We start from the raw sequence: 26,281 nt of genomic DNA, 5'->3' as shown, positions 1-26,281 counted from the left end.
ACTACGTTTTAAGGGAGTATCTCGATGCGTCTACGTCGCTCTATCCTTGCAGCTGTTCTGGCCCCCACGATGGCTCTGGCCACCGTCACCCCGGCAGTTGCAGAAAATACTCAGCAGAGCTCGAGCTCCAGCACGGGTTCCGGCGACTCCGACGAGTGGTGGGAGGAGCTAAACCCGTTCGCTAAGGTTGCGATCGGCATCGCCGCTGCTACGGGTATTTCCGTGGCCTTCGGCGTTCTGCGGACGATCTTCTACAACATCTTCCACGTTTAACGCGGCGCGCGCCGCCATAGCCAGCGGGGAACCACCTGCATGGCGGCGGCAAGCAGCTTCAGGGAGCGCGGGATCCACACGGATTCCGCGCTGTTGTCGTTGATGGCGCGGACGGTGGCCTCGGCAACCACATCCGGCGTGGTGGACAACGGCGCTGGATCCATGCCACGGGTCATGCGGCCGATCACGAATCCCGGGCGGACGATGACCAGGCGCACTCCCGTTCCCTGCAGAGCATCCTGCATGCCCTGGCAAAAGCCATCCAAGCCTGCCTTCGCCGAGCCGTAAACGTAGTTCGGACGGCGCACGCGAGCCCCGGCGATGGAGGAATAGGCCACCAATACTCCCCTGCCGCGGGACTTCATCACCCGGGACAGCTCCGTGAGTAGCACCGCCTGGGCGGTGAAGTCCGTGTGCAGCACGCGGTAGACCTCGGCGGAGTCGCGCTCCGCGAGCTCCTGGTCGCCCAGCACTCCGAACATCGCCAGCGCCACGTCCAGCGGGCCGGTGGCCTCGATCTCCGCGATGAGGTCGGCGTGGGAATCCACGTCGGTGGCGTCAAAAAAGAAGGAATCGACCTGCGCGGCGCCGAGGCGGTACAGCTCGTCGGCGAGATCCGTGGTGCGGCGGCCCGCGAGCACCAGGTGGTTACCAGGGGCGAGCAGGCGGGCGATCTCGCCCCCGATCTCGCTGGTCGCGCCGAAGATTGCAATTTTCTTAGCCATCGAGGGCCACAACTCCTCGTCTCATCGCGGCGACCGCCTTGCGGGAGGCCGCCTTTACTTCGTTGGAATAGCCAGTCAACTTGATCTGATCCAGCAGGTCGATCACGCGACGGCACCAGCGCACGAAATCGCCGGGGGTGAGGGTGGCGCCGCTGGCTTCGGCCGCGCGCAGGCAGTACTCCAGCGGGGCGCCGGCAGTCCACTGGTGCACCGCAGTGGCAAAGCCCAGCTCCGGCTCGCGCGTCACGGTGAGGTTATGGCGCTGCTCGTCGGTGGAAAGCTCCTGGTAGATGCGCCACGTCTGGCTGATCGCGGTGGCCAGGTGCTCGGTGGGCACGCCATCGTCCTTGGCGCCGGAATCGCGGCGGTTTTCGAAGACGCAGGTGCTGGCCACCGCCGCGAGCTCTGCCGGATCCAGCTCGTCCCAGATGCCGCGGCGCAGACACTGGGCTACCAGCAGGTCAGATTCATGGTGGATCTTAGAAAGCCGCTCGCCCTCCATGGTGATGCTGGCGGTGTTGCCCTCAAGCTCCACGTAGTCCAGCTCCGCCAGCAACGCGAGAATGCGATTGAACTGTGCGGAGAGAGAATCCGACTCCTGCGGCTGCTCCTTCTGCTCGAACTCCAGGCGGCGAGCGGCCTTCAGGTACTGCTCGGCGGCGCGGCAGAGCTCTTCACGGCCCTCCCAGGCGTGCACCGGGTGTGCGTGTACCTGCTCGCGTAGCTCGAGCGCTCGAAGGGAGCGGCGGCGTGCCCGCGGCTTAAGCTTCTTGGGCTTGTCCAGCTGTAGGCGCCGCAGGTTTGCCGCTACTGCCCTAGCCTGGCGTTTCGGGTTGCGCGCCACTCCCTTGTGCAGGCGCATGTGGCCGATGTGCACCGGGGTGTTGCCGAACATCTCGGGATTTACGCGCTCCACCCAGCTGTCCTCGGTGATAATGGTGGGGCGGCCACGGTGGTCCGTCCGGGCGATCACGGCGGTCATTGGGTTCTTGCCGGTGGGCAGGGCGATGACGTCGCCAGTCTGCAGAGATTGCAGCAGCGAGGTCGTCTCCGTCGCCGCCTCGTCGACGACCATGCGCTTGGCACGGCGTTCCTCTTGCGACAGCTCACGGCGCAGCTGGCCGTACTCGGTGACCAGCTGGAAGTCCTCGTTGAGGCTGTTGGAGGGGCGGCGCACCTCGCGAATGGTGGCCTTGAGCTGCTTTTCCTGCTGGGCCAGCTCGCGGCGGCGCTTCTCTATCTGCTCCGCGCTTTCCACCACCGCGCCATTGGTCTGGTACTGAGCGAACGATCGCAGCAGCAGGCGGTGCGCCTCGTCCAGGCCCATGGTGCCGATCAGGTTTACGGCCATGTTGTACCCGGGACGGAAGGTGGAATCTAGGGGGTAGGTTCTTGTGGACGCCAAGTCTGCGACCCCATAAGGATCCAACCCCTGGCTCCACAGGACCACCGCATTACCCTTCGTATCGATGCCACGGCGGCCAGCGCGACCGGTGAGCTGGGTGTATTGGCCGGGGGTGAGGTCTGCGTGGGTCTCGCCGTTGAACTTCACCAGCTTCTCCAGCACCACCGAGCGGGCGGGCATGTTGATGCCCAGCGCCAGCGTCTCGGTGGCGAAGCAGACTTTGAGCAGGCCGCGGGAGAACAGATCCTCCACGATGTGGCGGAAGGCCGGCAGCATACCGGCATGGTGGGCGGCAAAGCCACGGGATACTGCGCGCCGCCACTGGCGGAAGCCGAGGACGTTCAGGTCCTCTTCCGTCAGGTCGGCTACGCCGGCGTCGACGGTGCGCAGGATTTCCTCTCGTTCCGCGGGAGACGAGTAGTCCACACGATCGACCAGGAGGGTGCGAACGGCGGCGTCGCACCCAACACGCGAAAAGATAAAGTAAATCGCGGGCAACATGCCGGCGGTGGCCATGTGCTGGATCACGTCCCCGCGCTTCGGCCCACGGCGTTTACCGGTTTCCTCGGCCTTCGCGGCGGCGGCGACGACCTTGCGATTGATGGCACCGAGGTGCTGTTCTGTGCCCTCGAACAAGGGCAGAATCTGGCGGCCCACCATCATGAACTGCGTCAGGGGGACGGGTCGTTTCTCTGTGACGATGATTTCGGTATCGCCGCGCACGGCGGAGAGCCAGCCGCCGAACTCTTCCACGTTGGAAACTGTGGCGGACAGCGACACGAGAATCACGCGCGGGTCGAGGTTGAGGATGGCCTCCTCCCACACCGGGCCGCGGGAGCGGTCGGCGAGGAAGTGTACCTCGTCCATGACGACGTGCGTGAGGGTCTCCAGCCGCTCGGAGTCGGCGTAGATCATGTTGCGCAGAACCTCGGTGGTCATCACCACGATCGGCGCGTCGCCGTTGATGGTGACATCGCCGGTGAGCAGGCCAACGTTGGCCTCGCCGTAGCGTTCCACGAGGTCGTGGAACTTCTGGTTGCTAAGCGCTTTGATGGGGGTGGTGTAGAAGCAGGTGCCATCGCTGTGAAAGGCGGCGAAAACGGCAAACTCCCCAACGATGGTTTTGCCCGCGCCCGTGGGGGCGGCGACGAGCACTCCCCTGCCCCGGTCGATGGCCTCGGCCGCCTGGACCTGGAAGTCGTCTAGCGGGAAGTCATACTGGGCACAGAAGTGCTCTACCTGGGGGCTAAAGGATGTCATCGAAATTGCTGTTGGTGAAGGTCTGTGCCTTGGGATCCTGGCGTTTCGGTTCGTTGATCGGGCGGGCCGCGCTGGTGGACTGCGGGGCTGCGGTGGCCGTTACGGGCTTAATCGGCTGCGGCGCGGCGATATCGGAACCTTCTTCGTCGTCCAGTTCCAGCCACTCCTCCTGGTTGTTCTTGCGGCGTCTATCGTTGAGCCGCGCGATCTGTGTGGCGATTTCCATCATTGCACACAGCGAGATCGCCAGGATCACCATGGAGATCGGATCCTGACCCGGGGTGACGAAGGCCGCAAAGAGGAAAAGGAAAGCCCAGATGAAGCGTCGCTTGTCTTTGAGCTGCTGATAGCTGACGACGTTCGCCAGGTTCAGCAGCACGGTAATGAGCGGCACCTCGAAGCTCACGCCGAAGATCAGCAGCAGCGCCATGGCGAAGCTGAAATACCTCTCGCCGTTCAGCGCCGCGATCTGCGCTTCATCGCCGATGGTCAGCAGAAACTCCAGGCCGTAGGAGAGCACGAAGTAGGCCAGCACGGCACCGACGGTGAACAGCAGGCCGGCGGAAATGCCCACGCCCAGAGTCCAGCGCTTCTCGTTCTTGTGCAGGCCGGGCGTGATGTATGCCCAGATCTGGCCCAGCCAGATGGGCGACGAGAACACCATGCCAGCCAGCGCACCCACCTTCAGGCGCAGCATAAACATTTCAAAAGGACCGGTCGCCAGCAGGCGGCACTGCCCCGCCTCGGAGCCAAAGCGAGCCTCTGGCGGCAGGTTACAGTACGGTCCACGCAGCACCTCGCCCAGCGAAGGGATCGGGCCGACCTCGACGTTGTACCAGATGTAGCCGATTATTGTGCCGATGAAGATGGCAACTAGGGCAATGAATACACGCTTGCGCAGCTCATTGATGTGCTCGACGATGGTCATCGAACCATCGGCGGGCTTCTTCAACTTCTTAGCCACTTACTCGTTCGGCTGCTGCTCGGTCTTGGGCTGGGACTGCGGCTGAGCCAGGTTCTGGGCCTGCTGCTGCTCGGTGGTGGGCAGTTCCTTCTTGTCGTCCTTCATCTCGTCCATCTCAGACTTGAAGATGCGCATCGAGCGGCCCAGGGAGCGCGCAGCGGCGGGCAGGCGGGTCGCTCCGAACAGCAAGAAGATGACCAGAGCGATGATAATTAGTTCAGGAACGCCAAGGTTCGGCATTGTCTACGAGCTTTCTGTCGTTGGAATCGGTCTTATTATTCTAGCCCGCGGGCCTCGTATGCCTCGAGGCCACGCCGCGCTAGGGCTTTTAAGTTCTCGGCCAATGGTAGCGGTTCTACCCGCCGAATACCCGGTGAAAATCCGAGTAAAAACCGCAAAAACCATTCACCGGTATCTGGCACGTCGACGACCAGGCGCGACTCGTCCTCGACCACCCACATCGGGAAGTACTCCAGCATCCACCGCAGCGACTCATCCAGCTCCAGGCGCGCCCAGTCGTCGGCGTTGCCGAAGCCGAACGGATCCTCCGGGTCTATTTCGGGAACCTGTTGGGTGCTGGCCGAGCCCTCCTCCCCCAGGTCAAGCCCTTCCATGCGAGACAGCGCGAAGGTTTTTGTGGTGACGCCACTTTCCCGTGCCCACAGGTAATACTCACCATCGACGAGAGCCACGTGATCGGGATCTGCCGTGCGGGTGCTGAAGGTATCGCTCGACAGCGACTGGTAGTTGAAGGTGACGCGCCGGCGGGAGTGAATGGCCTCTGCCAGCTGACGGCGTAGCTCCCAAAACGCGGGAGTCGAGGGTGATGTTTCGGGGGTAAAAGACTCTGTGTACTCGCGCCGGGAACGCAGCAGGGACTGAATCTTCTCGCTGGCGGAGTCGATATCCGCCTGCGCTGCAGCCGGCGCGGTGGAACGCAGCGCTTGCAAGTTCAACAGCAACACACCGGCCTCCATGGGGGTCAACGCCACCGGGCGATCCAGCCCCGCGGAGAACTCCACCGAGGCAGTCATGTGATCCACCGTGACCTCCACGGGCATGTCCAGGATGCTGGCCGGCACGCGGCACTGCGAGACTTGGCCGAGCTCGTGGGCAATCTGCGCGGTGGAAAGGTCCAGGGCGCGGGCGGCTGCCATCAGGCTGCTGTCCGGGTGGGAGCGGAACCAGGCGAGAACGGACAGGGTGTGGAGGAACTGTTCGGCGTTGGAACGTGGAGGCGTCATGAAGCAGCCTCCTTGAGTACGGCGACGACATCGGCGACAAGGTCCGGCGGCGACGTCACGACCGCGTGCGGGGCGTAGGCGGCTGCGGTGCGGACTAGCCACTCGCGCTCCACGGGGCCAACTTGGCCGTCCGCGTCGGCGAGGCGACGCAGCTCCCACGCGCCGTCGTCGGGGAACTCGATGGTGGCGGTGACCATCTGGCGGCTGCTCCGCAGACCCTGCTCGATTAACTGTTGTGGGGTGCCCTCTGGGCGTGGCTGGTGGGCGAACTCCGGCAGGGCGGAAACGGAATCGATGCGAGCCAAGCGGAAGGTGCGCTGGGCGCCGCGGTCCGGGTCAAAGCCGGTGACGTACAGCAGGCCATCCTGGGCGCCATAGGCCCAAGGCTCCAGGCGGCGCTGCTGGGGAGTGTCCACCAGCGAGGGATAGTAGTTAAAGCTCAAGACCAGTCCGTTGTCGAGGGCGCGGAAGATAGCGTCGAAGGAAGCGTCGTCGAGAGCCGTGTGGTCCGGCACGCTCGAAACGGCGACCTCGCCTGTGGAAACGCGGTACTGCATGCCAGCGGCGGCCAGTTTGGTGTAGGCCGAGCGGGCAGCCGGTCGCATTTCGCCGGACTGAGCCCAGCGGCTGGCGGCGGCGATGACGGTGGCCTCGCCGTCGGTGAACTCGACATCTGGCAGGAAGGTCTGGGCGGGGTCGAGGCTCAGGCGGTCGGTGCCGCTGATGTGCACGCCCAACGCTGCGAGGTCCTGTCGGTCGCGTTCCAGCTGCTTGCGGGCAGCCGCGTCAGTGGCGCGTTGGTAGCCCTCGACGTTGGAAAACACCCACTCAACCGCACGCGGACTATCGGAATTCAGTAGCGCGATTACCAGGTTGAACAGCCGAGAGGCGCCGGGAACCCAGTGCGTTTCTACGGGGCGGTTGCGGTTCATCGGTCTTCCAGAGATTCGATAATGCGGTCCACGTCCTCGTTGGAGTTGGCGAAGGGATCGGCCAACAGGGCCTCTGCCCCGTTTTCGCCATTGACCTTCACCCGCATCCAGTCCACGGTGTAGGACAGCTCCGGGTGGGCGCGTACGGCACTGAGGAAACGGCCGCGTACCGCCGCGCGGGTGGTTTGTGGAGCCTGGCGGACGGCCTGCTCGATCTCCTCCGGGGACAGCAGCGTTCTAGCCAGACCGCGGCGCGCCAGTACGTGGAACAGACCACGGGAGGGATGAATATCGTGATACATCAGGTCGATCTGCGCCAGGCGTGGGTCGATGGGGTCCAGGCCGCGGGCGGCGGCCATACGATCCAGCAGGGACTTCTTGATGACCCAGTCGATCTCCGTGGAAACCGGGGTGAAGTCGCCTGTGTCGAAACAGTCCAGCACACGGCCCCAGAGCTCCACGACGGGGTTTAGCTCCGCATTGGGGGCGCCCAGCTCCACGTCCTCACGATTAGCCAGATAGGCGCGGGCGGCGTCGTAGAAAGCGCGCTGCACCTCCAACGGCGTGGCGGTAGAACCGCTGCGCAGGGCGATATTGACCTGGCCGGTGAAGTCGCGCGAGATTTCGCGAATAGAGCGGATCTCGTTGGCCATCTCGAAGTCCGGCAGTTTCACGCCGGCCTTGATCATTTCCAGCACCAGCAGGGTGGAGCCGACCTTCAGGGCGGTGGTGACCTCCGACATGTTCGAATCGCCCACGATCACGTGGAGACGGCGGTACTTGGAGGAATCGGCGTGCGGCTCGTCACGGGTGTTGATGATGGGGCGCGACCGAGTCGTGGCGCTCGACACACCCTCCCAGACGTGGTCGGCACGCTGGCTCATGGTGTAACCCGGGCCGAAGTTCTCGTTGGGCGCGCCGGGGTACGGGATGGCGAGCTTGCCCGCGCCGCAGATCAGCTGGCGGGTGACCAGAAAAGGCAGCAGCTGCTGACTGAGCCCCTTAAGGGGAATATCGCGACTGACCAGGTAGTTTTCGTGGCATCCGTAAGAGTTGCCCAGGGAGTCCGTGTTGTTCTTCAGCAAGTAGACCTTGCCGCCCACGGCCTGCTCGGCACGGTCGGCCAGCTCGTGCATCAGGAGGTCGCCGGAACGATCGTAAGCGATCAGCTGGTGTAGGCTATCGCACTCCGCGGTGGCGAACTCCGGGTGCGCGCCGACATCCAGGTACAGGCGCGAGGCGTTCTTGGTGTAGATGTTCGAACTGCGGTGCTCTTCCACCACCGGGGCGAAGAGCTTGCGGGCGATCTCGTCGGGGCCCAGGCGGCGGGCGGAATCCTGGATGTTGGCGATTCCGTACTCCGTCTCGAGGCCCATGATGCGGCGCAGGATTGCTGTCACTGCCCGCCCTTTTGTACATAGGAGCGGACGAACTCTTCGGCGTTGTTCTCCAGCAAGCCGTCGATTTCGTCCAACAAGTCGTCGGTGCCGGTGACATTCACCTGCTGGGTGCCGGCGCCTGTGGTCTGCTCAATCGGTTGGTCGTCGTCGCGCCGACCGCCGCCGGCGCTGACCTGTCCTCCCTGTGCCATGATTAGTCTTCCTTTCTGCCAACCCCGGAAACCTTCTCCGGGTTGATTTCCTTCAAGCCTGCCACGAGTTCAGCGATGTCGGGCTGACACCCTGATTCCAGCAGGGTGCGCAGCTCCAGCTGGTTAAACCCGCGGGGATCGTCCATAGCGATCTGCACGGCGCCGTCCGGGGTATCCACGATGACGTTATCCCAGTTCGCCGAGAGGATATCCGCGGAGTAATTCGCCACCAAGTGGCCCCGCAGCCAGGCGCGAGTGGCAGCCGGCGGAGTGTCCACCGCCGCCGTGATCTCCGCCGGGTCCAGCAGCGTACGCATCCGACCCTTGTTCACTAGCGCGTGGTAGAGCCCGCGGCGCGGGTCGATGTCCGCGTACTGCAGGTCCACCAGCGCCAGGCGGGGGTCGGTCCACTCCAGGCCGCGGGCGCGGTAGGCGTTTATTAGTTGCAGCTTGGCTGTCCAATCCAGGCGGTCGGCGGTGGAGAGTGGATCGGCCTGAAGATCGTCGAGGATCTGACCCCACAGCTCATAGACCTCAAGATCGTCGCCACGCAGCTCCACGATCTCCCCCACCCGCTTGCGGATCTCTCGTTGCGTTTCAATGGCCGTGCGTTCCGCCTGGCCGTAGAAGCGCAGGCGCGCGGTGCAATTCAGGTCGCGAGAAACGCGCTGGACGTCGGACACAGGCTCCAGCAAACGCAGATCACCGAAGTAGGCGCCCTGCTCCACTGCCGCCAGCACCAGCGCGGTGGTGCCGAACTTCAGGTAATTGGAGAACTCCGACAGGTTCGCGTCGCCGATGATGACGTGCAGGCGGCGCCACTTATCCGCCTCGGCGTGGGGTTCGTCGCGGGTGTTCACGATGCCACGGTTCAGGGTGGTCTCCAGCGAGACCTCAGTTTCGATGTAATCGGCGCGCTGGCTGATCTGGAAGCCCGGCTGCTCCCCCTGTTGCCCCAGCCCGATGCGGCCGGCTCCGCAGAACACCTGGCGGGTGACGAAGTGCGGGATCAGCGCGGCCTGGACGTCCTCCACATCTAACTCCCGGGGGTAAAGGTAGTTCTCGTGCGCGCCGTAGCTGGCCCCCTTGCCGTCCACGTTGTTCTTGTAGATCTTCAGATCCGGCTCGGCGGCCTCGGCCGCGCGGTGCATGATGATGTCGCCGGCCTTATCCCACACCACAGCGTCGTAAGCGGTCGTGGTTTCCGGAGAAGAATACTCGGGGTGTGCATGGTCTACGTAGAAACGCGCCCCATTGGCAGTAATGACGTTCGCTGCTCCCAGCGCATTGGGGTCTAATACCGGCGCGCTCCCCCTGCGGTAGCGGCGCAGATCAAAGCCGCGAATATCGCGCAAGGGTGATTCGTTTTCGTAGTCCCAGCGGGTGCGACGGTTCACCCCTTGTCCGCTGCGCTCCGCGTAGGCCACGACGGCCTGCGTGGAAGTATGGATTGGGCTGGCCGCCGGGTTATCCACCGCGACGATGCCGTACTCGGTTTCCGAGCCGATGATGTGCGGTCCAAACATGCTCTCAGCCTCTCTAAATTTTGTGCACGTCGATGTCCACGACGCGCTTTGTTCCGTGGCCGTAGATGCGCGCCCACTCGGCGGGGTTGGTGGTATCCGGCAGGTCTTCGGAATCGGCCACCTCGGCGCGCACGGCCTCGGTCACGTGCTCCGGGCGCATTCCATCGGTGCCATTGTGCAGTGCGTCCTTGATAGCCAGTGTCTTCGCCCGATCCACAATATTCGCCAGCATCGCGCCGGAGACGAAGTCCGCCCAGTACAGATCTTCGCTCGCGCCATCGCCGTAGTGGAGCGTGACATAACGGTGCGTCTCATCCCGGGCGAATAGCTCGTCGACGATGATCTTGCGGAGGGAAGCCACGGCCGCTTCGTTGGAACCGGAAGCGGCGGAGAAGTCGGCGTCGATAGGTAGAGAAGCATCGAGGTGCTTCGACAGGATCGCAGCCGCACCGGCCGCGTCGGGCCTGGCGATGCGAATCTTGACGTCCAGGCGGCCGGGGCGCAGGATAGCCGGATCGATGAGCTCCTCGCGGTTCGAGGCGCCGATGATGATGACATTGCCCGCGGCCTCCACACCATCGAGCTCGGCGAGCAGCTGCGGGACGACGGTGGATTCCATGTCGGAGCTCACGCCGGTGCCGCGGGTGCGGAAAAGGGCCTCCATCTCGTCGAAAAAAACGATGACAGGGCGGCCGGAGTTGGCCACGCGGCGAGCCTGCTCGAAGATGAGGCGGATCTGGCGCTCGGTCTCGCCCACGAACTTGTTCAGCAGCTCGGGACCCTTGATGTTGAGGAAGTATGGGGAATCCGATTGCGCCAGAGAGTTGGCCACGGCCTTGGCGATGAGAGTCTTGCCATTACCGGGCGGGCCGTACAGCAGCACGCCCTTCGGCGGGCGCAACCCGTAGCGGGTGTAGATCTCCGGGTGAAGGAAGGGCAACTCGACCGCGTCGCGGATCTGGGTGATCTGCTGGCCCAGGCCGCCGATGTCGTCGTAGGTGACGTCCGGGACCTCCTCCAGGATCAGGTTGTTCGTCTCGGCTCGGGGCACGGCCTCGAATGCCCAGCCGGACTTGCGATCCACGATGACGGAATCGCCGGTGGCCACGTTGTCGGCCAGCTCGCCCGCTGCCTTGACCACGTACTCCTCGCCCACTTTATCGGCGATGATCAGGCGGTTACCGGTGACCTCCACGACCTGTGCGATGTCGCCGAAGTCCGGCTGACCGGTGACCTCCACAACCTGCTGGCCCTCCCCCAGACGCACCATCGCGCCGGGCACCAGCTCGTGCTGCGGGACGTGCGGCGAGACCATCAGCCGCATCCGTCGCCCGGCGGTGAAGACTTCAGCGGTGAAGTCCCGATTGGTCTGCAGCAGGGTGCCGTAGGTGCTGGGCGGTTCGGCCAGGGCCTCGAGCCGGCCGTTGATCTCCTCTAGCTTCGTGCGGCTGGCCTGCAGCAGCTCCACGAGCTTTGCATTACGCGCACCGAGTTGTCGATTGGCGACCTGCAACTCGCGCAGAGTCTGTGGTCCTTCCGCTGATGTGTGCTCGGTCATACAGACCAGTCTACTAACGGCGCGCGCGGCGTTGCGGCCGAGGTGCGGTGACGCCATCAGCCAGCCTGCGAGCCAGGATCAGAAATGCCGTGTGCGCGTTCATCCGGTGCTCGGGGCGGGTGGCCAGGCCGTCGACCTTCCACTCGCGGACGAGGGATTCCCACGCCTTCGGCTCGGTGAAGCAGCCGGTTTCGCGGATGCCCTCCATGACTTTCATCAGCTGCGGGACGGTGGCGACGTACGTCATGAACACGCCGCCGGGGATCAGTACGTCCTTGACGGTATCCAGCATCTCCCACGGCTCCAGCATGTCCAACAGCACGCGGTCGACATCGCCGACGTCCTCTTTAGTGACGGTCTTCAGGTCGCCCAGGCGCAGATCCCAGTTGTCGGGGTGGCCACCGAAGTAGTCCTCCACGTTGTCCTTGGCATAAGCCAGGTGATCCTCGCGGATCTCGTAGCTGATGACCTTCCCCTGCGGGCCGACGGCGCGCAGCAGCCAGGTACTCATGGCGCCGGAGCCAGCACCGGCTTCCAACACGGTGGCACCGGGGAATATATCGCCCTCGACGAGGATCTGGGCGGCGTCCTTCGGGTAGATCACGGCCGCGCCACGGGGCATGGACAACACGTGGTCTACCAGCAGGTGGCGGAAGCACAGGTATTCGGCGGCGCCGGAGGATTTAACTACCGTGCCCTCGTGCTGGCCGATGATATCGTCGTGGCGGATTTCGCCCTTGTGGGTGAAGAAGCTCTCGCCCGAGGCCAGGGTGATGGTGAAGTGGCGGCGCTTAGCGTCTGTCAGCTGCACGCGGTCGCCTTCGGTGAAACGGCCGGAATAAGCCATGCGGTGGGTCTACCTTCCTGCTTTAAGAGATCTGGTTCATTTTACTAGGCTGGGCGGGGTGACTACGAAACTAGCCCTTTCCCCCTCCCGCGCGAACGACTACCAGCAGTGCCCGTTGCTGTATCGCTTCCGAGCCATTGACAAGTTGGAAGAGCCGCGCACGATAGCGCAGGTGAAGGGAACCCTGGTACACGCCGTGCTGGAGAACCTGCACAAGTTGTCGCGCGGGCAGCGCACGTACCCGGCGGCGGTGAAAATGATTCGCCCGGAATGGGAGAAGATGCTGGCCGCGGAACCGGAGCTGGCGGAGCTGGTGCCGCAGCAGGCCACCGTGGAGTTCTGGGAGGAATGCCGCGAGCTGGTCAAGGGCTACTTCCAGATGGAGAACCCGGAGGGTTTTGACGCGGACGCGTGCGAGCAGTTCGTGAGCCTCACGCTGCCCAACGACGTGCCGGTGCGCGGCTTCATTGATCGCGTGGATATTGCCGAGACCGGCCAGGTGCGCGTCGTGGACTACAAGACGGGCAAGAAGCCCGCGCCTCGCTTCGCTGACTCCGCTCGTTTTCAGATGATGTTCTACGCCCTGGTGTGGTGGAGGATGACCGGTGAGCTGCCCACCCAGTTGCGACTGATGTACCTCAAGGTGAGCGATGATATGGTTCTCAGCCCCACCGCGGATGAGCTTGCTGCATTCGAGCGGGAACTGGGCGAACTGTGGGCGCGGATCATGGCGGATGTGCGCACCGGCAACTTCCAGCCGCGCACCACCAAGCTCTGCGGATGGTGCCACTTCCAGGACCTCTGCCCCGCCTTCGGTGGCACCCCGCCGGACTATCCCTGGGGGACATCCTCGGAGTAGTCCGTGTAGAGCTTGCCCTGGAAGGTCGGGTTAAGCAGGTTCTCGGGGCTCAAGACCTCGTCGAGGGTAGCTTCGTCCAGCAGCTCCATTTCCAGCACCAGGTCCCGCACGGACTTGCCGGTACGCGCGGCCTCCTTACCCACTTTGTCGCCGTTGTGGTGGCCGATTAGCGGGTTCAGGTAGGTGACGATACCGATGGAGTTCTCTACGTTGCGGCGGCACACGTCGGCGTTGGCCGTGATGTCCACAACGCACAGGGCGCGCAGCGTGGTGCAGGCACGGGCGAGGAAGCGCACGGATTCGAATACGCACTGTGCGATGACCGGCTCCATGACGTTCAGCTGCAGCTGTCCGGCCTCGGCGGCCATCGAGACCGTCTGGTCGTTGCCGAAGACCTTGAAACAAATCTGATTGACGACCTCCGGGATAACCGGGTTCACCTTGGCAGGCATGATCGACGAGCCAGCTTGGCGCTCTGGCAGGTTGATCTCGTTCAGGCCAGCGCGCGGGCCAGAAGACAGAAGGCGCAGGTCGTTACAGATCTTGGATAGCTTCATGGCTACGCGCTTCACAGCGGCGTGCGCGTTGACGTAAGCGCCGGTATCGCTGGTGGCTTCGATAAGGTCGCGGGCCGGTTCGATCTTCAGGCCGCTGACCCCGCTGAGCGCACGGATGACCGCGTTTTGGTAGCCGGGAGGGGTGTTCACGCCAGTGCCGATGGCGGTGGCGCCGAGGTTGATCTCGCGCAGCTGCTCCTGGGCGCGCTCGAGTTGGAGGCGCTCCTCGGCAATGTTGTAACCGAAGGCACGAAACTCCTGCCCCAGAGACATCGGCACTGCGTCCTGCAGCTGGGTGCGGCCCATCTTCAGGATGTTGCGGAACTCGTGGCCCTTGGCCAGAAAAGCGCGCTCCAGTGCGTCGAGGTGCTTGATTAGCTGGTCGATCGCGAAGTGCAGACCCAGGCGGAAGCCGGTCGGGTATGCGTCGTTGGTGGACTGAGACATGTTGACGTCATCGTTGGGGTTGATGACATCGTAGGAACCCTTGGTGTGCCCCAGGTACTCCAGCGCGAGGTTGGCGATGACCTCGTTGGTGTTCATGTTCACGCTGGTGCCCGCGCCGCCCTGGAAGACGTCGATCGGGAACTGATCCATGCAGCGGTGCTCTTCCAGCACCTGGTCGCAGGCCCAGATGATGGCCTCGGCCTTGTCATCCGGCAGCGCGAAGACCTCGTTGTTGGCGATCGCAGTGGCCTTCTTGACCATCACCATGCCACGGATGAACTCCGGGATCTGGTTGATGGTGGTGCGCGAGACCTGGAAGTTGTCGACCGCGCGGAGGGTATGCACGCCGTAGTAAGCGTGGTCCGGCACCTCCATGGTGCCCAGCAGGTCTTCCTCGGTGCGGAAGCTCTTGGCAGCGCGCGCCAGCTGGGAGTGTGTTTCAGCCGACGTGATGATGTCGGTAGAAGCCACGACCTTGTCGCCGTGAACCTTCGCCGCTGCGCTTGACGGAATTGGTTGCTCAGTCACGTTTCGTCCTCTGTTTGGGGAACATCCTTCTGTTCCCCCACCCTAACGAAAACGTGGCTAAATGCGCGCAATCCTGATGTCGGTGGCCAGGATGGCCTCCGCGCCGAGGGCAGAGAGCTCGTCCATCAGGGAGTTCGCCTGCGTCTTCGGTACCATCGCGCGGACGGCCACCCAGCTGTCGTTAGCCAGTGGAGAGACCGTCGGGGCGGACAGGCCAGGGGTGATCGCGGCAACCTTATCCAGGTTTTCGCGGGCCACGTTGTAGTCCAGCATCACGTAGTTGTGTGCGTGCAGGATGCCCTGGATGCGGTTGATCAGCACCCGCTGCTCCGCGGTAACCTCCGCGCCCTTGCGGCCAACGATTACGGCCTCGGAGACGCACAGCGGGTCGCCGAAGGGCTTTAGACCCTGTTGGCGCAGCGTGCGCCCGGTGGAGACGACGTCGGCGATGATGTCGGCCACGCCCAGGCGAATGGAGATCTCCACAGCTCCGTCCAGGCGGATCACCTGCGCGTCTAGACCCCTGGCGGCGAGATCCTTGCGGACGAGGTTCGGGTAGCTGGTGGCGATACGCTTGCCTTCCAACTGCTCCACCGTCCACTCTTCATCCTTCGGGGCGGCGTAGCGGAACGTCGAGGCTCCAAAACCTAGAGCCAGCAGCTCGTCCACCTCCTCGCGCGTATCAGCAGCCAGGTCGCGGCCGGTGATGCCGATGTCTAGGTGGCCGGAGGCAATGTAGATGGCGATATCTTTGGGGCGCAGGAAGTAGAACTCTACCCCGTTGTCCTCGTCGGCGATCGTCAGAGATTTTGAATCACCGCGGGTGGCGTAGCCGGCCTCCTTCAGGATCGACGTGGCCTTCTCAGAAAGCGAGCCCTTGTTGGGCACTGCGACGCGCAGCATGATCGTCGTTACTGCCTTTCTTGCTTAGAGGTATTTGTAGACGTCTGCGGGGGTCAGGCCGCGGCCGACCATCACGACCTGCAGCCAGTACAGTAGCTGGGAGATTTCCTCGGCCAGCTCGTCGTCGGACTCGTATTCCGCGGCCAGCCACACCTCGCCGGCCTCTTCGACGATTTTCTTGCCCTGGAAATGCACCCCGGCGTCCAAAGCTTTGACGGTGCCGGAGCCCGCGGGGCGCTCCTGGGCGCGGGAAGACAACTCGGCGAAAAGGGAATCGAAGGTCTTGAGTTCTTGTTCGTTCACACCCTCCATTGTGGCAGATCGCACATTGTTGGATGCGGTGTGCCCCAGGTCTGCGTAGATCTGGCGCAGATCGTCCAGGCTAAAGCCGCTGAAGTCCTGCGCTTCCTCGCGCAGCTCGGCCAGGGTACGCACTCCCGCCGGGATTGCGGTTTCCGCGTCGGTCGGTGCGCCCAATACGCGGCAGCCAGCATCCCGCGCGGCGGTCATTCCCGTCGTGGAATCCTCCACTACCAGGCACTCGTCGGGAGCAAAGCCGAATCGGTCGGCGGCGGTGGCGTAGATGTCTGGGGCGGGCTTGCCGTTGGGAACCTCGTCACCGCACAGGGTGAAATCGAAGTAATCTCGGCCAATGGAATCCAGGGAAAGCTCCGTCAGGGCACGGTTTGTGTTGGTCACCAGGGCCATCGGGAACCCGACGGCCTTGGCCTCGCGTAGAACCTCCCTAATGCCGGGGCGGAATTCCAACTGCCCCGAAAGGAGCTCGCCCACGCGCGTGTACATGAAGTTCAACCAGTCGGCCTTGGCGGCGTCATCAAGAACCAAACCCGCATGCGCCGCGCAGATCTCGACGGTGGTGGGGGTCGTGGCGCCGATCGTTTTTTCGCGCACCTCCGGGGTTAGCGGGCGCCCCATCTTCTCGCCCATCTCGAAGGTTGCGATGCCCCATAGCGGTTCGGTATCGACCAGGGTGCCGTCCATGTCCCAAAGTATTGCTTTCATGATGACGTTTAGTTTAGGTCAATCGCGCTTCCAACCGGCGGCACTGTGCCATAGTTAGTGACATAGGACACACCCTAGGATCAAGGAGCGCGATGAGCGAGCAGTCAGCATACTTCGTCCCCGGCGAAGTCACGGAGGAAGATGGCCAGATCTACCGCAACTACCAACCCACCCAGCACACGGAAAGCCCCTGGGGGCCTGGCTTTCAGCACGGCTCCCCGCCCGCCGCGCTGGTAGCCACCGTTTTGGAAGATGGTGCGCGCGATGCCGGGCTTTCCCTGGAAGAAGGCCGTTTTAGTCGAATGACTATCGAAATCCTGGGCGCAGTGCCACTCAGCGAGCTGCGCACCCACGCGCGGGTTGTGCGCCCCGGCAAGCGCATCAGCTTCCTGGAAGCGATCGTCACCGACGAATCCGGCCGCGAGTATGTCCGCGGTTCTGGTTGGTGGATCCGTCGTGGAGACACGCGAGAGATCGAACGCACGGTTGGCGAGCCCATGCCTGGGCCCTCCGACGCCGGGAACGGAAGCGATTTCCTTGAGCGCTGGGCCAGCGGTTACATCAACTCCATCGAGGCCCGCCGTGCAGACCTGGACGAGCGTCATCTGAACGTCGATGAGTCCCGCAACCCCGCGATCTACTGGTCGCGCACCGACCTTCCCGCCATCGAGGGCAAGGAAGATTCCACGTGGGTGCGCCTGATGAAGACCGTGGACATCGCCAACGGCCTGAACAACCTGCTGGATACGGACAAGTGGACGTACATGAACTTAGATACCACCGTTTACCTGCACCATGAGATGCGCGGCGAGTGGCTGGGCCTATCCGCCGAGGCCAACTACGGCACCGACGGCATCGGCACTACTGTCACTCGGATCTACGACGAGCAGGGCCTCATCGGCACCTGCAACCAGGGAATTATGCTGGCCCCACGCTAGGCTTCGCAGACGGCCTCGGCCTGGCTGGTCACGAACATATCGTCCGCATCCAGGTCTACGGCCAGCTTCTCCACCAGGGCGAGCAGATCCTTGATCTCCTCGTCCTCCAGCAGCGCATCCTCGTGCTTGGCGGATAGCTCCTTGAGCTTGCCGATGTGCTGGTTGATCACGGCGGCAATCGCCAGGGTTGTTGCGGTGGGCTGATCGTCGGCGCTCTCGTCGGTGTTCTGCAGCTGCAGGGTAGCGGCGATCTTCTTCAGCTCGGCCTCGTCGCTGGAGGCCACGGACTGCGCGGCCTGCAGCATGCCGTCGATAATGTGCTGAGCCTCGTCCACCGCGGACTCCGGGTAGGGAGCTTCCCAGAATTCGCGATCCTCGTCGCGCAGGTAGCTGCCCGTCGCCATCTGGCGCAGGTTGTCGAGGAACTCTTCGCGGGCATTCGTGGTGGCTGTGCTCAGCTGTGTGGTGCTCATAAGAGACAGTTTGCCCTGTCGACGCTAAAGGCGCACGCCCAACAGCGCATCGATTGCGGTTTTTATTTCGCGCGCCGCAGCCTCGTCCCCTGCCGCCCCGGTATTGGTGCCTGCGGCCCAGCCGTCGAGCGCCTCCAGGGCCGCCGCGGTGTCAAGGTCGTTGGCCAGGTGGCCGCGCACGGTGGCGACCAGCTCGCGTGCTTTATCCAGGGTGGTGGATCCCGTGGCCAGGGCGGCCCGCCAGGCGGCCAAGCGATGCTCGGCGTGCGCCAGCACGTCGTTGGTCCAGTCGCGATCTTCGCGGTAGTGGCCCGCGTACACGCCCAGGCGGATAGCCGAGGGTTCGTGGCCGGCAGCGGTGAGCTTGGAGACAAAGACAAGGTTGCCCAGCGACTTGCTCATCTTGGTGCCATCCAGGCCGATCATGCCGGTGTGGACGTAGTGGTGCGCCATGCGCTGCACACCATGCGCGGCCTCGGCGTGGGTGGCGGAGAACTCGTGGTGCGGGAAGCGCAGGTCACTGCCGCCGCCCTGGATAGCGAAGGGAGCGCCCAGACGGTTGACGGCGATGGCTGAACACTCGATGTGCCAGCCCGGGCGACCGGGGCCGAAGGGAGATTCCCACTTCGGTTCTCCAGTGCGGTGCGCGCGCCACAGCAGCGCGTCCAGCGGATGGCGCTTGCCGGGGCGATCCGGGTCTCCCCCGCGCTCGGCAAAAAACTCTGCCATCTGGTCCGCGTCGTAGCGAGACTCATAGCCGAACTGCGGCAGGAACGTGTAGTCGGCGTAAATGTCCGGGTACTCGTCGCCCTCTAACTGGTAGGCCGCGCCGACCTCCAACAACGTGGCGACCATCTCGATAACCTCGTCGATGGACTCCATCGCGCCAATGTAATCGCGCGGCGGAATCACCGCCAGATCCGCCATGTCGGAACGGAACAGATCGATCTGACTGCTGCCCAGATCCTGCCAATCCACTCCGTCGCGAGCTGCACGCTCGAACAGCGGGTCGTCGACGTCGGTGATGTTCTGCACGAAATGCACACCGTGGCCAGCGGAACGCAGATACCGGTGGATCAGGTCGAAAGTGAGGTACGTGGCAGCGTGGCCCAGGTGAGTGGAGTCGTACGGCGTGATGCCACAGACATACATCCCCACCTCGCCCGTGGGAATGTCGACGGGCTTCACACGATCGTCGGCTGTGTCGTATAGGCGAAGCTGTAGGGCTTCACCCGGCAGCTGTGGTACTTCCGGTTCGGGCCAAGAGTGCATGGATACCGATTCTATGCCTGCAGAACCCCGAATGCGAGTAGACCCATAACGGCCAGACCCAGCGGGATGCGCCACAGCGCAAACCAAGCGAAGGAGTGGTTGGCCACGAACTTCAGCAGCCACGCGATAGACGCATAACCCACCGCAAAGGCGATTGCCGTACCCACGAACAGCTGGGCGCCCGAGGCGGCCTGTCCGGCATCGGGGCTAAAGGCGTCTGGAAGAGAGAAAAGCCCGGAGGTCAATACAGCCGGGATGGCGAGCAGGAACGAGTAACGGGTGGCTACCTCGCGATCCAGGTTAAGGAACAGACCGGCCGAGACGGTGCCGCCCGAGCGCGACACACCCGGGATCAGTGCCAGGCACTGTGCGAAGCCCATGATGACGGAATCGCGCATGGTGAGTTCATCGAAGCTGCGCTCGCGGCGGCCCATGCGCTCGGCGAGGATGAACACGAAGGAGAACAACACCAGCATGGTGGCGGTGATCCACAGATTGCGCAGGTTTTCGCGGATCAGGTCCTTGCCCAAAAACCCCAGGACGGCGACGGGAAGCGTACCGACAATGACCATCCAGCCCATGCGGTAATCGAAGCGCTCGCGGTGGACGCGACGGCCGTGCTTGCCGGTGAGGTCGGTGATCCATTCCCACACGCCGCGGCACCAGGCGCTGGCGATGTTCCAGATGTCCTTAGCAAAGAAGACCAGCACGGCCAGCTCCGTGCCCAGCTGGATGACAGCAGTGAAGGACGCGCCAGCATCCTCGCCCCACAGTAGTTCGGAGAAGATGCGCAGGTGGCCGGACGAAGAAACGGGCAAAAACTCCGTGAGGCCTTGGATAAGCGACAGAATGATCGTCTGCGCCCAAGTCATTTCTGTAGTCATGGGGACACAGTCTAGTACTTCCGACCCGCCTGGGGTGACTGACGTGGCCGGGCTGGTAGCGTTAAGGATTGTGAATCTGCACGTCAATCGTTTTATTTGTTTCTTGTGCGTCACCGCCGCTGCAGCATTGGCCGTGGGGACGCTATCCGCCTGTGGATCCGACGATCCCGTAGACAACGCGCCCGTGGCGGGCGAGCCTGCGGAGCCGGTGGATTCCGCGGATACTTCGCCCGGAACGGGGAAGTTACTTGAAATTGGTAAGCCGACGCTGGGTGCCGCGCGGGTCGGGCTGTCGGAAGACGAGAACGCGCCGGGGGCCAACCTTGTTGCGGTGTTGACGAAGGGCGAGGTTTTCTTTGTTGACGCCGCCAATCCCACAGACGAGCCACGTCAGGTGGACATCGACGATTCGTGCGACAACATCTCCTCTACCTCCACCGGCGTGGCGGTGGCCTGCCAGGACAAGGCTATCGAGCTGGGGCCAGACGGTAAGGAAAAGCGCAGCCTGGAAGTGGACGGCAAGGTGACGACCGTGACCTTCCTGGATAACGGCAAGGCCGTGCTGGGCAAGGCAGGGGAAGACAAAGCTCACTTCTACGACAAGGACGGCAACGAGACCGGCGATGCGATCGTGAGCCGCAGCATTGACGAGGCCGTATTGGTTAAGCCGCACGGCCGCGGGCAGCGAGTTGCACTGATCGACCGCGGACAGACCAGTATCCACGATGTAAACGTGGACGACGGCTCGCTGAATGCCTCCCTGCGCATCGGCCAAGGCGTGGGCCAGGTCGCTGCCGGACGTGGCGATGACGGTGTGGTGATTGCTAGCGACACGCGCCAAAATCAGATGCTGGTCTACACCATGAATGACGTTGTGCGCCTGCACCAGAGCGCTCCAACGAAGGAGTCTCCGTGGGCCGTGACATGGGACTCGAAGCGCAAGCTAGCCTGGGTTGGGTCGACCGAAAGAAACTCGCTGTCGGCTTTCCGCATCGATAGTGGCGCGCCGGCGAAGGTTGCAGAGGTGGTGGCTCCTAGCTACGCACGCGCTGCCCTGGACACGGCCAACGGTGCTGTGGTGGTGGTGACGAAGGACGGAAGGGTCAACGTGTACGAGGCTAAGGACCTGGACGAGCTTGTGAAGCGCGAACGACATTCGTCCCAGGGTGATTACCCGGTGATCAAGGAATAACAGAGGAGCACTCATGCTGAAAAGGATTCGTCACGGCGCCTACCAGGCAGCTCTCAAGGGAATGTTCACGCTGCGACCCGAGCGCATCCACGGGCTGATGTCCAGCGGCCTGCAACAGGTGGCCGGGTCGCGGGCGATGCTGTCTGCGATGGACGGCGCATTGGCCGTGCACGACGAGGCGCTGAGCCAGCAGATCGCCGGGCTGACCTTCCCCCGCCCGCTGGGGCTGGCTGCGGGCTTTGACAAGGACGCCAAGGAGGTAGACGCCTGGGGGCCACTGGGCTTCGGTTTCGCGGAGATCGGTACCGTCACCGCCCTGGCGCAGCCGGGCAACCCTACCCCGCGCTTGTTCCGTCTGCCGAAGGACAAAGCGATCCTCAACCGCATGGGCTTCAATAACGAGGGTTCGCGTGCGGCAGCCATGCGCCTGGAGAAGCGCAGTACGGACATTCCGGTGGGCGCGAACCTGGGCAAATCCAAGCTTGTGGCCGCAGACATCGCCGATCGCGACTACCGGGAGTCCGCCAAGGCTATCGGTGCGGTGGCTGACTACCTGGTTATCAACGTCTCCTCCCCCAACACTCCAGGTTTGCGTGACCTGCAGGCGGTGGAATCCCTTCGCCCGATCATCCGTGCGGTGCAGGAGGAAAGCACCAGGCCGCTGTTTGTAAAGATCGCCCCCGACCTCACCGACGAGGACATCGATAAGGTCTGCGACCTCGCCATCGAGATGGGCGTGACGGGCCTGATTGCCACCAACACCACCATTAGTCGCGAGGGGTTGAAGACCCCGGCCAGCGAAGTAGCAGCCCTGGGTGCGGGCGGAATTTCCGGAGCACCAGTGGCGCCACGGGCTCTGGAGGTGCTCCGTCGGCTGGCAGAACGCGCCGATGGGAAGCTGGTGCTGATCGGCGTGGGCGGCATCGATTCACCGCGTGCGGCATGGGAACGCATCGCCGCTGGCGCAAGCCTGATCCAGGGCTACACGCCCTTTATCTACGGCGGCCCGGACTGGATCCGCGAGATCCACCAGGGGCTGTCTGAGCAGCTGAAAGCCCACGGCCTGCAGAATATTTCCGAGGCCGTGGGCAGCGGGTTGCCGTGGGTTGAGGGTTAGTTCTCGGCCCAACCCCAGATGATGCCGCGGGCGGTGGCCTTGAAGTTTAGGTTGAAGCCCAGGACGGTCGGGGTTTGTCGGTCGTCGATTTCCAGCTCCTCGCCCACCGCGTGCACGGCGAACAGGTAGCGGTGCGGACCGTGCCCTGCCGGTGGGTAGGCGCCGTAGTAGCCCCAGGAGCGGCTATCGCCCCGCAGCGCCACCGCACCTTGCGGTAGGCCGCTGAGGTCCTCGCCTCCCGCGCCAAGAGGCAAGGAGGTTACATCCGCCGGGATATTAAAGACTGCCCAGTGCCAGAAGCCGCTGGCCGTGGGGGCGTCTGGATCAAAACATGTCACTGCGTACGTCTTCGTACCCTCCGGGCCTGCAGACCAGCTCAGCTGGGGTGAAACATCGTTACCGCCCAATTGATCTTCCGGCAGCCGATCGCCGTCGGCAAAGGTCTCGCTGGTGACCTCCAGGGCGGGCAGCGGCGTGAGCGGTGCGTACGGATCCGGGCCGGGGAAGCGGTCGTCGATATAAGTGGGCTGGTGTTGTGCGTTGTTATCGGACATAGCACCACGCTAGTCAAAGCCGTCCCCGGGCGCACTAAGGCGCATACCCTGATACAACTGTTCTGCTTCTGACCTGGGTATTTGTGTAAATCCCGGCCTTGGCATTAAAGTGACGGGAGTTGCCACCACTACTGTGGTGTGCGCGCAACCTTGTCCGGGTGGCGGAATGGCAGACGCGCTAGCTTGAGGTGCTAGTGTCCTATTAACGGACGTGGGGGTTCAAGTCCCCCTCCGGACACAACATGAAAATCCCACGCTGTGTAGGCCGCGCCTTTAGCGCGTGGTGGGGGCTGAAGCTGCGGTACCGCTTTCTGAGCGTTCTGGTTCCGATTCTGTTAGTTGCCTTCGTCTACTTCGTGCCGAAACCGGCGGTCAACGACATTCGCACCTGGGTGGATTCCACAGGTGCATGGGCACCGGTGACCTTCCTGGTGCTGATGATCGCCTTCACCCAGCTACCGCTCCCCCGCACAATCTGGACGATCGCGGCGGGTGTGATGTTCGGCCCACTGGTGGGTTCGGTGTTGGCACTGGTGGGCGTGGGGGCCTCCGGTTCGTTATCGCTGATCCTGGTGCGCGCCGTAGGGGGCAGTTGGGTAGAAAGGAAAACCCGCGACGATCAGCGCATCCAGCTGTTGCAGGAAAGAATAGCCGAGCGTGGCTGGATCGCCGTGTTGGGGCTGCGCATGGTTCCGGCCATTCCTTTTTCGCTGTTGAACTACGCGTGCGGGCTGAGCCGCATCCCGTTTGTGCCCTATGTGGCGGCGACGATTCTGGGATCGGCACCGAACACGATCGCGACGGCGATGGCTGCGGATGCACTGGCGACGGGCGGACAGCCGTGGATTCTGCTGGTGAGCTTCGTGGTGGTGTGCACCGGGTTCGCGCTCGCGGCCAACGAGATCCGCCTCTGGCGACGGCTGAGCCAAGTCAGCGCAGCCAATGAAGTAAGTTAATAAGCATGTTTGCCGTGTATGCCGCTTATAGAGGCCGTTCTCAGCGTCGTGGGGACTACGTGCGCGAAGTCGCGGCAGCGCTTGAGCAGTCCTCGATGGTGGAATCAGTGGAGATGAAGGGGATCGAGGACTTCGTCTGCATCGCGCCCGGGCCGGACGAGGCCGGTGGTCTGGTCTTGTCTTTGCTGCAAGCGGGTGATTTCGCGCTCGGTATTGGCACGGTAGTGACGGATATTGATGGCGACGCCCCGTCGTCCACCGCCGAGACGATCGGTGCGGCTACACGCGCGGTAGCTCGCTCGCAGCGTGCAGGCGCGGTATCGGTGCGAATTGAAAAGCCAGGGCCGGGAGGTGTGATCGCTCCGGGGCGAGCGGCCGAGGTGGCTCAAGATATCGCGGCGGCATTCACGCTATTGGCGCACGTGCTGGCGCGGCGCACAAAGGAGGGCCGCGAAGCCACTGCCCTGCTGCGTGCCGGGCATTTGCAAGCCGAAGCAGCGGAGATCGTGGGAATCAGCAAGCAGGCCATGAGCCAGCGGTTGGCTGCGGCCGGCTGGCACGCGGAGCAGGCCGGTTGGACCCTGGCCGTGCACATGCTGGCCAGGGCGGACGAGCTAAAGAGCTAGCCCTGGTCCTGGTAGGGGCTCCCACCCAGCGGGTACTGCTGCTCGGAGGCCTGCCCCGGTGCAGCGTCGTCGACGGGCTTGTTTGCCACAGCGTTGGCGGCGGCCACGGCCTCGGCAATCTCCGGTGAGGAGGCGGTGTTGAACCAGTCCGCGGAGCTCGACTCGTTGGCCTGCTCGCGAGTAGCCTCGTCCACCGGCTTCGGTTCGTAACGGAATACGCCCTCGTCGTCCTTTTTGGCCAGAGCCTTGGCGAACTGCTCCAGAGAATCGCCGAACTGCATGGGGATCATCCAGGTCTTGTTGGCAGAGCCCTTCGCCATCTCCGGCAGCTTCTCCAAGTACTGGTAGGCCAATACTTCCGGAGTGACCTGGGCAGATTTGATGGCGGCGTTGACCTTCTGGATCGCCTTCGCCTCACCCTGGGCCTCCAGGTAGCGGGCGGCGCGGGTACCTTCGGCACGCAGGATCGCGGCCTGGCGCTCGGCCTCCGCGGCCAGGATGTGCGCGTGCTTTTCACCTTCTGCAGACAGGATACGAGCCTGCTTTTCGCCCTCGGCGGTCTTGATGTCCGACTCTCTGCGACCCTCGGCGGTAAGAATCATGGCGCGCTTCTCGCGATCCGCCTTCATCTGCATCTCCATCGACTGCTGGATGGATGCCGGTGGGTCGATAGCCTTCAGCTCCACGCGGGAGATACGCAGCCCCCACTTGGTGGTGGCCGCGTCCAGCTCACCGCGCAGGCGGCGGTTGATGACCTCACGGGAAGTCAGGGTCTCTTCCAGCGTCATGCCACCGACCACGTCACGCAGCGTAGCCACGGAGATCTGCTCCACACCCACGATGTAGTTGTTCACACCGTAGATGGCGCGAGCTGGGTCGTTGATCTGGAAGGTCACCACGGTATCGATCGCCACGGTCAGGTTGTCCTGGGTGATCACGGCCTGGGGCGGGAAGCTCACGACCTGCTCACGGGTATCAACCTTGGCGCGGATACGGTCGATAAAGGGAACTAGCAGCGTCAAACCGCCGGAAACAGTGCGGGTATAGGTACCCAAGCGCTCGATGACGGCCGCCTCGCCCTGTGGGATCAGTGCAACCATCTTGATTATCATCGTCGCAATGATGATCAGTAAGACCACCAAGAAAATTGTTAAGCCCATGTGTGTATAAGCCCTTCTTCTAGTTTTTCCACACGACCGCCGTCGTGCCGTCGATATCTATCACCTGCACCGACTCACCTTGGGGATAGCTATCCCCCGGGTTGGCCGTGCGTGCCGACCACAACTCGCCAGCGATGCGCACCATGCCACCGCTTTGGACCTCGTCGGTGACCGACTCGACGACTTGAGCCCTTTTTCCCCGCAATTCCGAATCGTCGAAAGTCTGAGTGGAACGAGCCGCCATCAGGCGCTTACGCAGGATGGGCCGAACCGCCAGGATGGTAGCCAAAGAAGAGGCCCCGAAGACCAGAATCTCCGCCCAGACGGGAATGGCTGCGAGCGATACGCCAGCGGTGATCAGCGCGGCTGCGCTGAGCATAAGCAAAGACATGTCTGCAACGAGAAGCTCTCCGAGAGCCAGCACTCCGGCAGCAATTAACCAAATGATCGGACCCATGGCACAAATC

27 protein-coding genes and 1 tRNA gene are annotated in these 26,281 nt (G+C 63.4%); 8 read left to right on the top strand and 20 right to left on the bottom strand.

Going from position 1 to position 26,281, the window contains the following annotated elements; genetic code table 11:
• The first annotated feature begins 24 nt into the window (after positions 1–24).
• Entirely contained in the window at positions 25–273 is a 249-nt protein-coding gene (locus ACKFRT_RS03340) for a hypothetical protein (RefSeq protein WP_296214549.1), read from the top strand.
• On the opposite strand, the gene ACKFRT_RS03335 is transcribed toward ACKFRT_RS03340, so the two are convergent.
• The 11 genes from ACKFRT_RS03335 to ACKFRT_RS03285 are packed head-to-tail and all read right to left on the bottom strand — an operon-like array spanning position 270 to position 12,325.
• Positions 270–998 carry an SDR family NAD(P)-dependent oxidoreductase gene (locus ACKFRT_RS03335; protein WP_408925737.1) on the bottom strand — a complete coding sequence of 243 codons (729 nt, stop codon included), beginning with the start codon at positions 996–998 and terminating at the stop codon, positions 270–272. The genes ACKFRT_RS03340 and ACKFRT_RS03335 overlap by 4 nt on opposite strands.
• A complete protein-coding gene (locus tag ACKFRT_RS03330; protein WP_408925736.1) occupies positions 991–3,663 on the bottom strand; it encodes a DEAD/DEAH box helicase in 2,673 nt (890 codons plus the stop codon). Before ACKFRT_RS03330 ends, ACKFRT_RS03335 begins: the two co-directional genes overlap by 8 nt.
• Positions 3,650–4,591 (bottom strand): twin-arginine translocase subunit TatC, encoded by a 942-nt coding sequence (tatC, locus tag ACKFRT_RS03325; protein ID WP_408926126.1) that lies wholly within the window; start codon positions 4,589–4,591, stop codon positions 3,650–3,652. Before tatC ends, ACKFRT_RS03330 begins: the two co-directional genes overlap by 14 nt.
• Positions 4,592–4,627: 36 nt before the next feature.
• The gene (tatA, locus tag ACKFRT_RS03320) at positions 4,628–4,867 is read right to left on the bottom strand and encodes a Sec-independent protein translocase subunit TatA (RefSeq protein ID WP_408925735.1); all 240 of its coding nucleotides are present in this window, start codon (positions 4,865–4,867) and stop codon (positions 4,628–4,630) included.
• A gap of 35 nt (positions 4,868–4,902) precedes the next feature.
• A complete protein-coding gene (locus tag ACKFRT_RS03315) occupies positions 4,903–5,871 on the bottom strand; it encodes a WYL domain-containing protein (protein ID WP_408925734.1) in 969 nt (322 codons plus the stop codon).
• Positions 5,868–6,803: a YafY family protein gene (locus tag ACKFRT_RS03310; protein ID WP_296214559.1), complete on the bottom strand. Its 936-nt coding sequence runs from the start codon at positions 6,801–6,803 to the stop codon at positions 5,868–5,870. Before ACKFRT_RS03310 ends, ACKFRT_RS03315 begins: the two co-directional genes overlap by 4 nt.
• Positions 6,800–8,203, bottom strand: coding sequence for a Pup--protein ligase (pafA, locus tag ACKFRT_RS03305; RefSeq protein WP_408925733.1), 1,404 nt, complete (start codon positions 8,201–8,203; stop codon positions 6,800–6,802). Before pafA ends, ACKFRT_RS03310 begins: the two co-directional genes overlap by 4 nt.
• Positions 8,200–8,394 (bottom strand): ubiquitin-like protein Pup, encoded by a 195-nt coding sequence (locus ACKFRT_RS03300; protein WP_296214563.1) that lies wholly within the window; start codon positions 8,392–8,394, stop codon positions 8,200–8,202. Before ACKFRT_RS03300 ends, pafA begins: the two co-directional genes overlap by 4 nt.
• Before the next feature lie 2 nt (positions 8,395–8,396).
• Positions 8,397–9,920: a depupylase/deamidase Dop gene (gene dop / locus ACKFRT_RS03295; protein ID WP_408925732.1), complete on the bottom strand. Its 1,524-nt coding sequence runs from the start codon at positions 9,918–9,920 to the stop codon at positions 8,397–8,399.
• Positions 9,921–9,933: 13 nt separating this feature from the next.
• Complete coding sequence (gene arc / locus ACKFRT_RS03290) at positions 9,934–11,478, bottom strand: proteasome ATPase (protein ID WP_296214567.1); 1,545 nt, start codon at positions 11,476–11,478, stop codon at positions 9,934–9,936.
• 13 nt (positions 11,479–11,491) lie between these two features.
• Complete coding sequence (locus tag ACKFRT_RS03285; protein ID WP_408925731.1) at positions 11,492–12,325, bottom strand: tRNA (adenine-N1)-methyltransferase; 834 nt, start codon at positions 12,323–12,325, stop codon at positions 11,492–11,494.
• Between the two features lie 58 nt (positions 12,326–12,383).
• On the opposite strand from ACKFRT_RS03285, the gene ACKFRT_RS03280 reads away from it, so the two are divergent.
• Positions 12,384–13,184, top strand: a complete 801-nt coding sequence (locus ACKFRT_RS03280) for a RecB family exonuclease (RefSeq protein ID WP_408925730.1) — start codon at positions 12,384–12,386, stop codon at positions 13,182–13,184.
• On the opposite strand, the gene aspA is transcribed toward ACKFRT_RS03280, so the two are convergent.
• From aspA to ACKFRT_RS03265, 3 genes are read right to left on the bottom strand one after another with little or no spacing between them, the layout of a single operon-like run.
• Positions 13,157–14,716, bottom strand: coding sequence for an aspartate ammonia-lyase (gene aspA / locus ACKFRT_RS03275; RefSeq protein ID WP_408925729.1), 1,560 nt, complete (start codon positions 14,714–14,716; stop codon positions 13,157–13,159). The genes ACKFRT_RS03280 and aspA overlap by 28 nt on opposite strands.
• A gap of 57 nt (positions 14,717–14,773) precedes the next feature.
• Positions 14,774–15,619, bottom strand: a complete 846-nt coding sequence (gene hisG, locus ACKFRT_RS03270; protein WP_408925728.1) for an ATP phosphoribosyltransferase — start codon at positions 15,617–15,619, stop codon at positions 14,774–14,776.
• Between the two features lie 24 nt (positions 15,620–15,643).
• A complete protein-coding gene (locus tag ACKFRT_RS03265) occupies positions 15,644–16,642 on the bottom strand; it encodes a phosphoribosyl-ATP diphosphatase (protein ID WP_408925727.1) in 999 nt (332 codons plus the stop codon).
• A 92-nt stretch (positions 16,643–16,734) separates the two neighbouring features.
• Between ACKFRT_RS03265 and ACKFRT_RS03260 the strand changes: the two genes are divergently transcribed.
• Entirely contained in the window at positions 16,735–17,580 is an 846-nt protein-coding gene (locus ACKFRT_RS03260) for a thioesterase family protein (protein WP_408925726.1), read from the top strand.
• Here the strand turns inward: ACKFRT_RS03260 and ACKFRT_RS03255 are convergent.
• Genes ACKFRT_RS03255 through ACKFRT_RS03245 form a run of 3 tightly spaced genes read right to left on the bottom strand, consistent with a single transcriptional unit; the run spans position 17,577 to position 20,209 of the window.
• Positions 17,577–18,053 carry a hypothetical protein gene (locus ACKFRT_RS03255; protein WP_408925725.1) on the bottom strand — a complete coding sequence of 159 codons (477 nt, stop codon included), beginning with the start codon at positions 18,051–18,053 and terminating at the stop codon, positions 17,577–17,579. The two genes, ACKFRT_RS03260 and ACKFRT_RS03255, sit on opposite strands and share 4 nt — an antisense overlap.
• Before the next feature lie 24 nt (positions 18,054–18,077).
• Positions 18,078–19,325 carry a cysteine--1-D-myo-inosityl 2-amino-2-deoxy-alpha-D-glucopyranoside ligase gene (gene mshC / locus ACKFRT_RS03250; RefSeq protein ID WP_408925724.1) on the bottom strand — a complete coding sequence of 416 codons (1,248 nt, stop codon included), beginning with the start codon at positions 19,323–19,325 and terminating at the stop codon, positions 18,078–18,080.
• Between the two features lie 11 nt (positions 19,326–19,336).
• Positions 19,337–20,209, bottom strand: a complete 873-nt coding sequence (locus ACKFRT_RS03245) for an undecaprenyl-diphosphate phosphatase (RefSeq protein WP_408925723.1) — start codon at positions 20,207–20,209, stop codon at positions 19,337–19,339.
• A gap of 70 nt (positions 20,210–20,279) precedes the next feature.
• Between ACKFRT_RS03245 and ACKFRT_RS03240 the strand changes: the two genes are divergently transcribed.
• A complete protein-coding gene (locus tag ACKFRT_RS03240; RefSeq protein WP_408925722.1) occupies positions 20,280–21,401 on the top strand; it encodes a hypothetical protein in 1,122 nt (373 codons plus the stop codon).
• Positions 21,402–21,414: 13 nt separating this feature from the next.
• Positions 21,415–22,518 carry a quinone-dependent dihydroorotate dehydrogenase gene (locus ACKFRT_RS03235; RefSeq protein ID WP_408925721.1) on the top strand — a complete coding sequence of 368 codons (1,104 nt, stop codon included), beginning with the start codon at positions 21,415–21,417 and terminating at the stop codon, positions 22,516–22,518.
• On the opposite strand, the gene ACKFRT_RS03230 is transcribed toward ACKFRT_RS03235, so the two are convergent.
• Positions 22,515–23,072 (bottom strand): YbhB/YbcL family Raf kinase inhibitor-like protein, encoded by a 558-nt coding sequence (locus tag ACKFRT_RS03230; protein WP_296214588.1) that lies wholly within the window; start codon positions 23,070–23,072, stop codon positions 22,515–22,517. The two genes, ACKFRT_RS03235 and ACKFRT_RS03230, sit on opposite strands and share 4 nt — an antisense overlap.
• A 152-nt stretch (positions 23,073–23,224) precedes the next feature.
• Between ACKFRT_RS03230 and ACKFRT_RS03225 the strand changes: the two genes are divergently transcribed.
• The 3 genes from ACKFRT_RS03225 (at position 23,225) to ACKFRT_RS03215 (ending at position 24,654) form a co-directional block, all read left to right on the top strand.
• A tRNA-Leu gene (locus tag ACKFRT_RS03225) sits at positions 23,225–23,310 on the top strand.
• A 4-nt stretch (positions 23,311–23,314) separates the two neighbouring features.
• Positions 23,315–24,028: a TVP38/TMEM64 family protein gene (locus ACKFRT_RS03220; RefSeq protein ID WP_408925720.1), complete on the top strand. Its 714-nt coding sequence runs from the start codon at positions 23,315–23,317 to the stop codon at positions 24,026–24,028.
• A 5-nt stretch (positions 24,029–24,033) separates the two neighbouring features.
• Entirely contained in the window at positions 24,034–24,654 is a 621-nt protein-coding gene (locus tag ACKFRT_RS03215) for a DNA-binding protein (protein ID WP_296214591.1), read from the top strand.
• On the opposite strand, the gene ACKFRT_RS03210 is transcribed toward ACKFRT_RS03215, so the two are convergent.
• Together ACKFRT_RS03210 and ACKFRT_RS03205 are read right to left on the bottom strand one after the other, a co-directional pair.
• Positions 24,651–25,766 carry an SPFH domain-containing protein gene (locus tag ACKFRT_RS03210; RefSeq protein WP_408926125.1) on the bottom strand — a complete coding sequence of 372 codons (1,116 nt, stop codon included), beginning with the start codon at positions 25,764–25,766 and terminating at the stop codon, positions 24,651–24,653. The genes ACKFRT_RS03215 and ACKFRT_RS03210 overlap by 4 nt on opposite strands.
• Before the next feature lie 67 nt (positions 25,767–25,833).
• The gene (locus ACKFRT_RS03205) at positions 25,834–26,271 is read right to left on the bottom strand and encodes an NfeD family protein (protein WP_296214595.1); all 438 of its coding nucleotides are present in this window, start codon (positions 26,269–26,271) and stop codon (positions 25,834–25,836) included.
• Positions 26,272–26,281 lie beyond the last annotated feature (10 nt).

This window comes from Corynebacterium jamesii, from assembly GCF_046097395.1.
Lineage (GTDB): Bacteria > Actinomycetota > Actinomycetes > Mycobacteriales > Mycobacteriaceae > Corynebacterium.
Note: the sequence above shows the minus strand (reverse complement) of the source record. Positions and strands in the feature narration are given on the sequence as shown.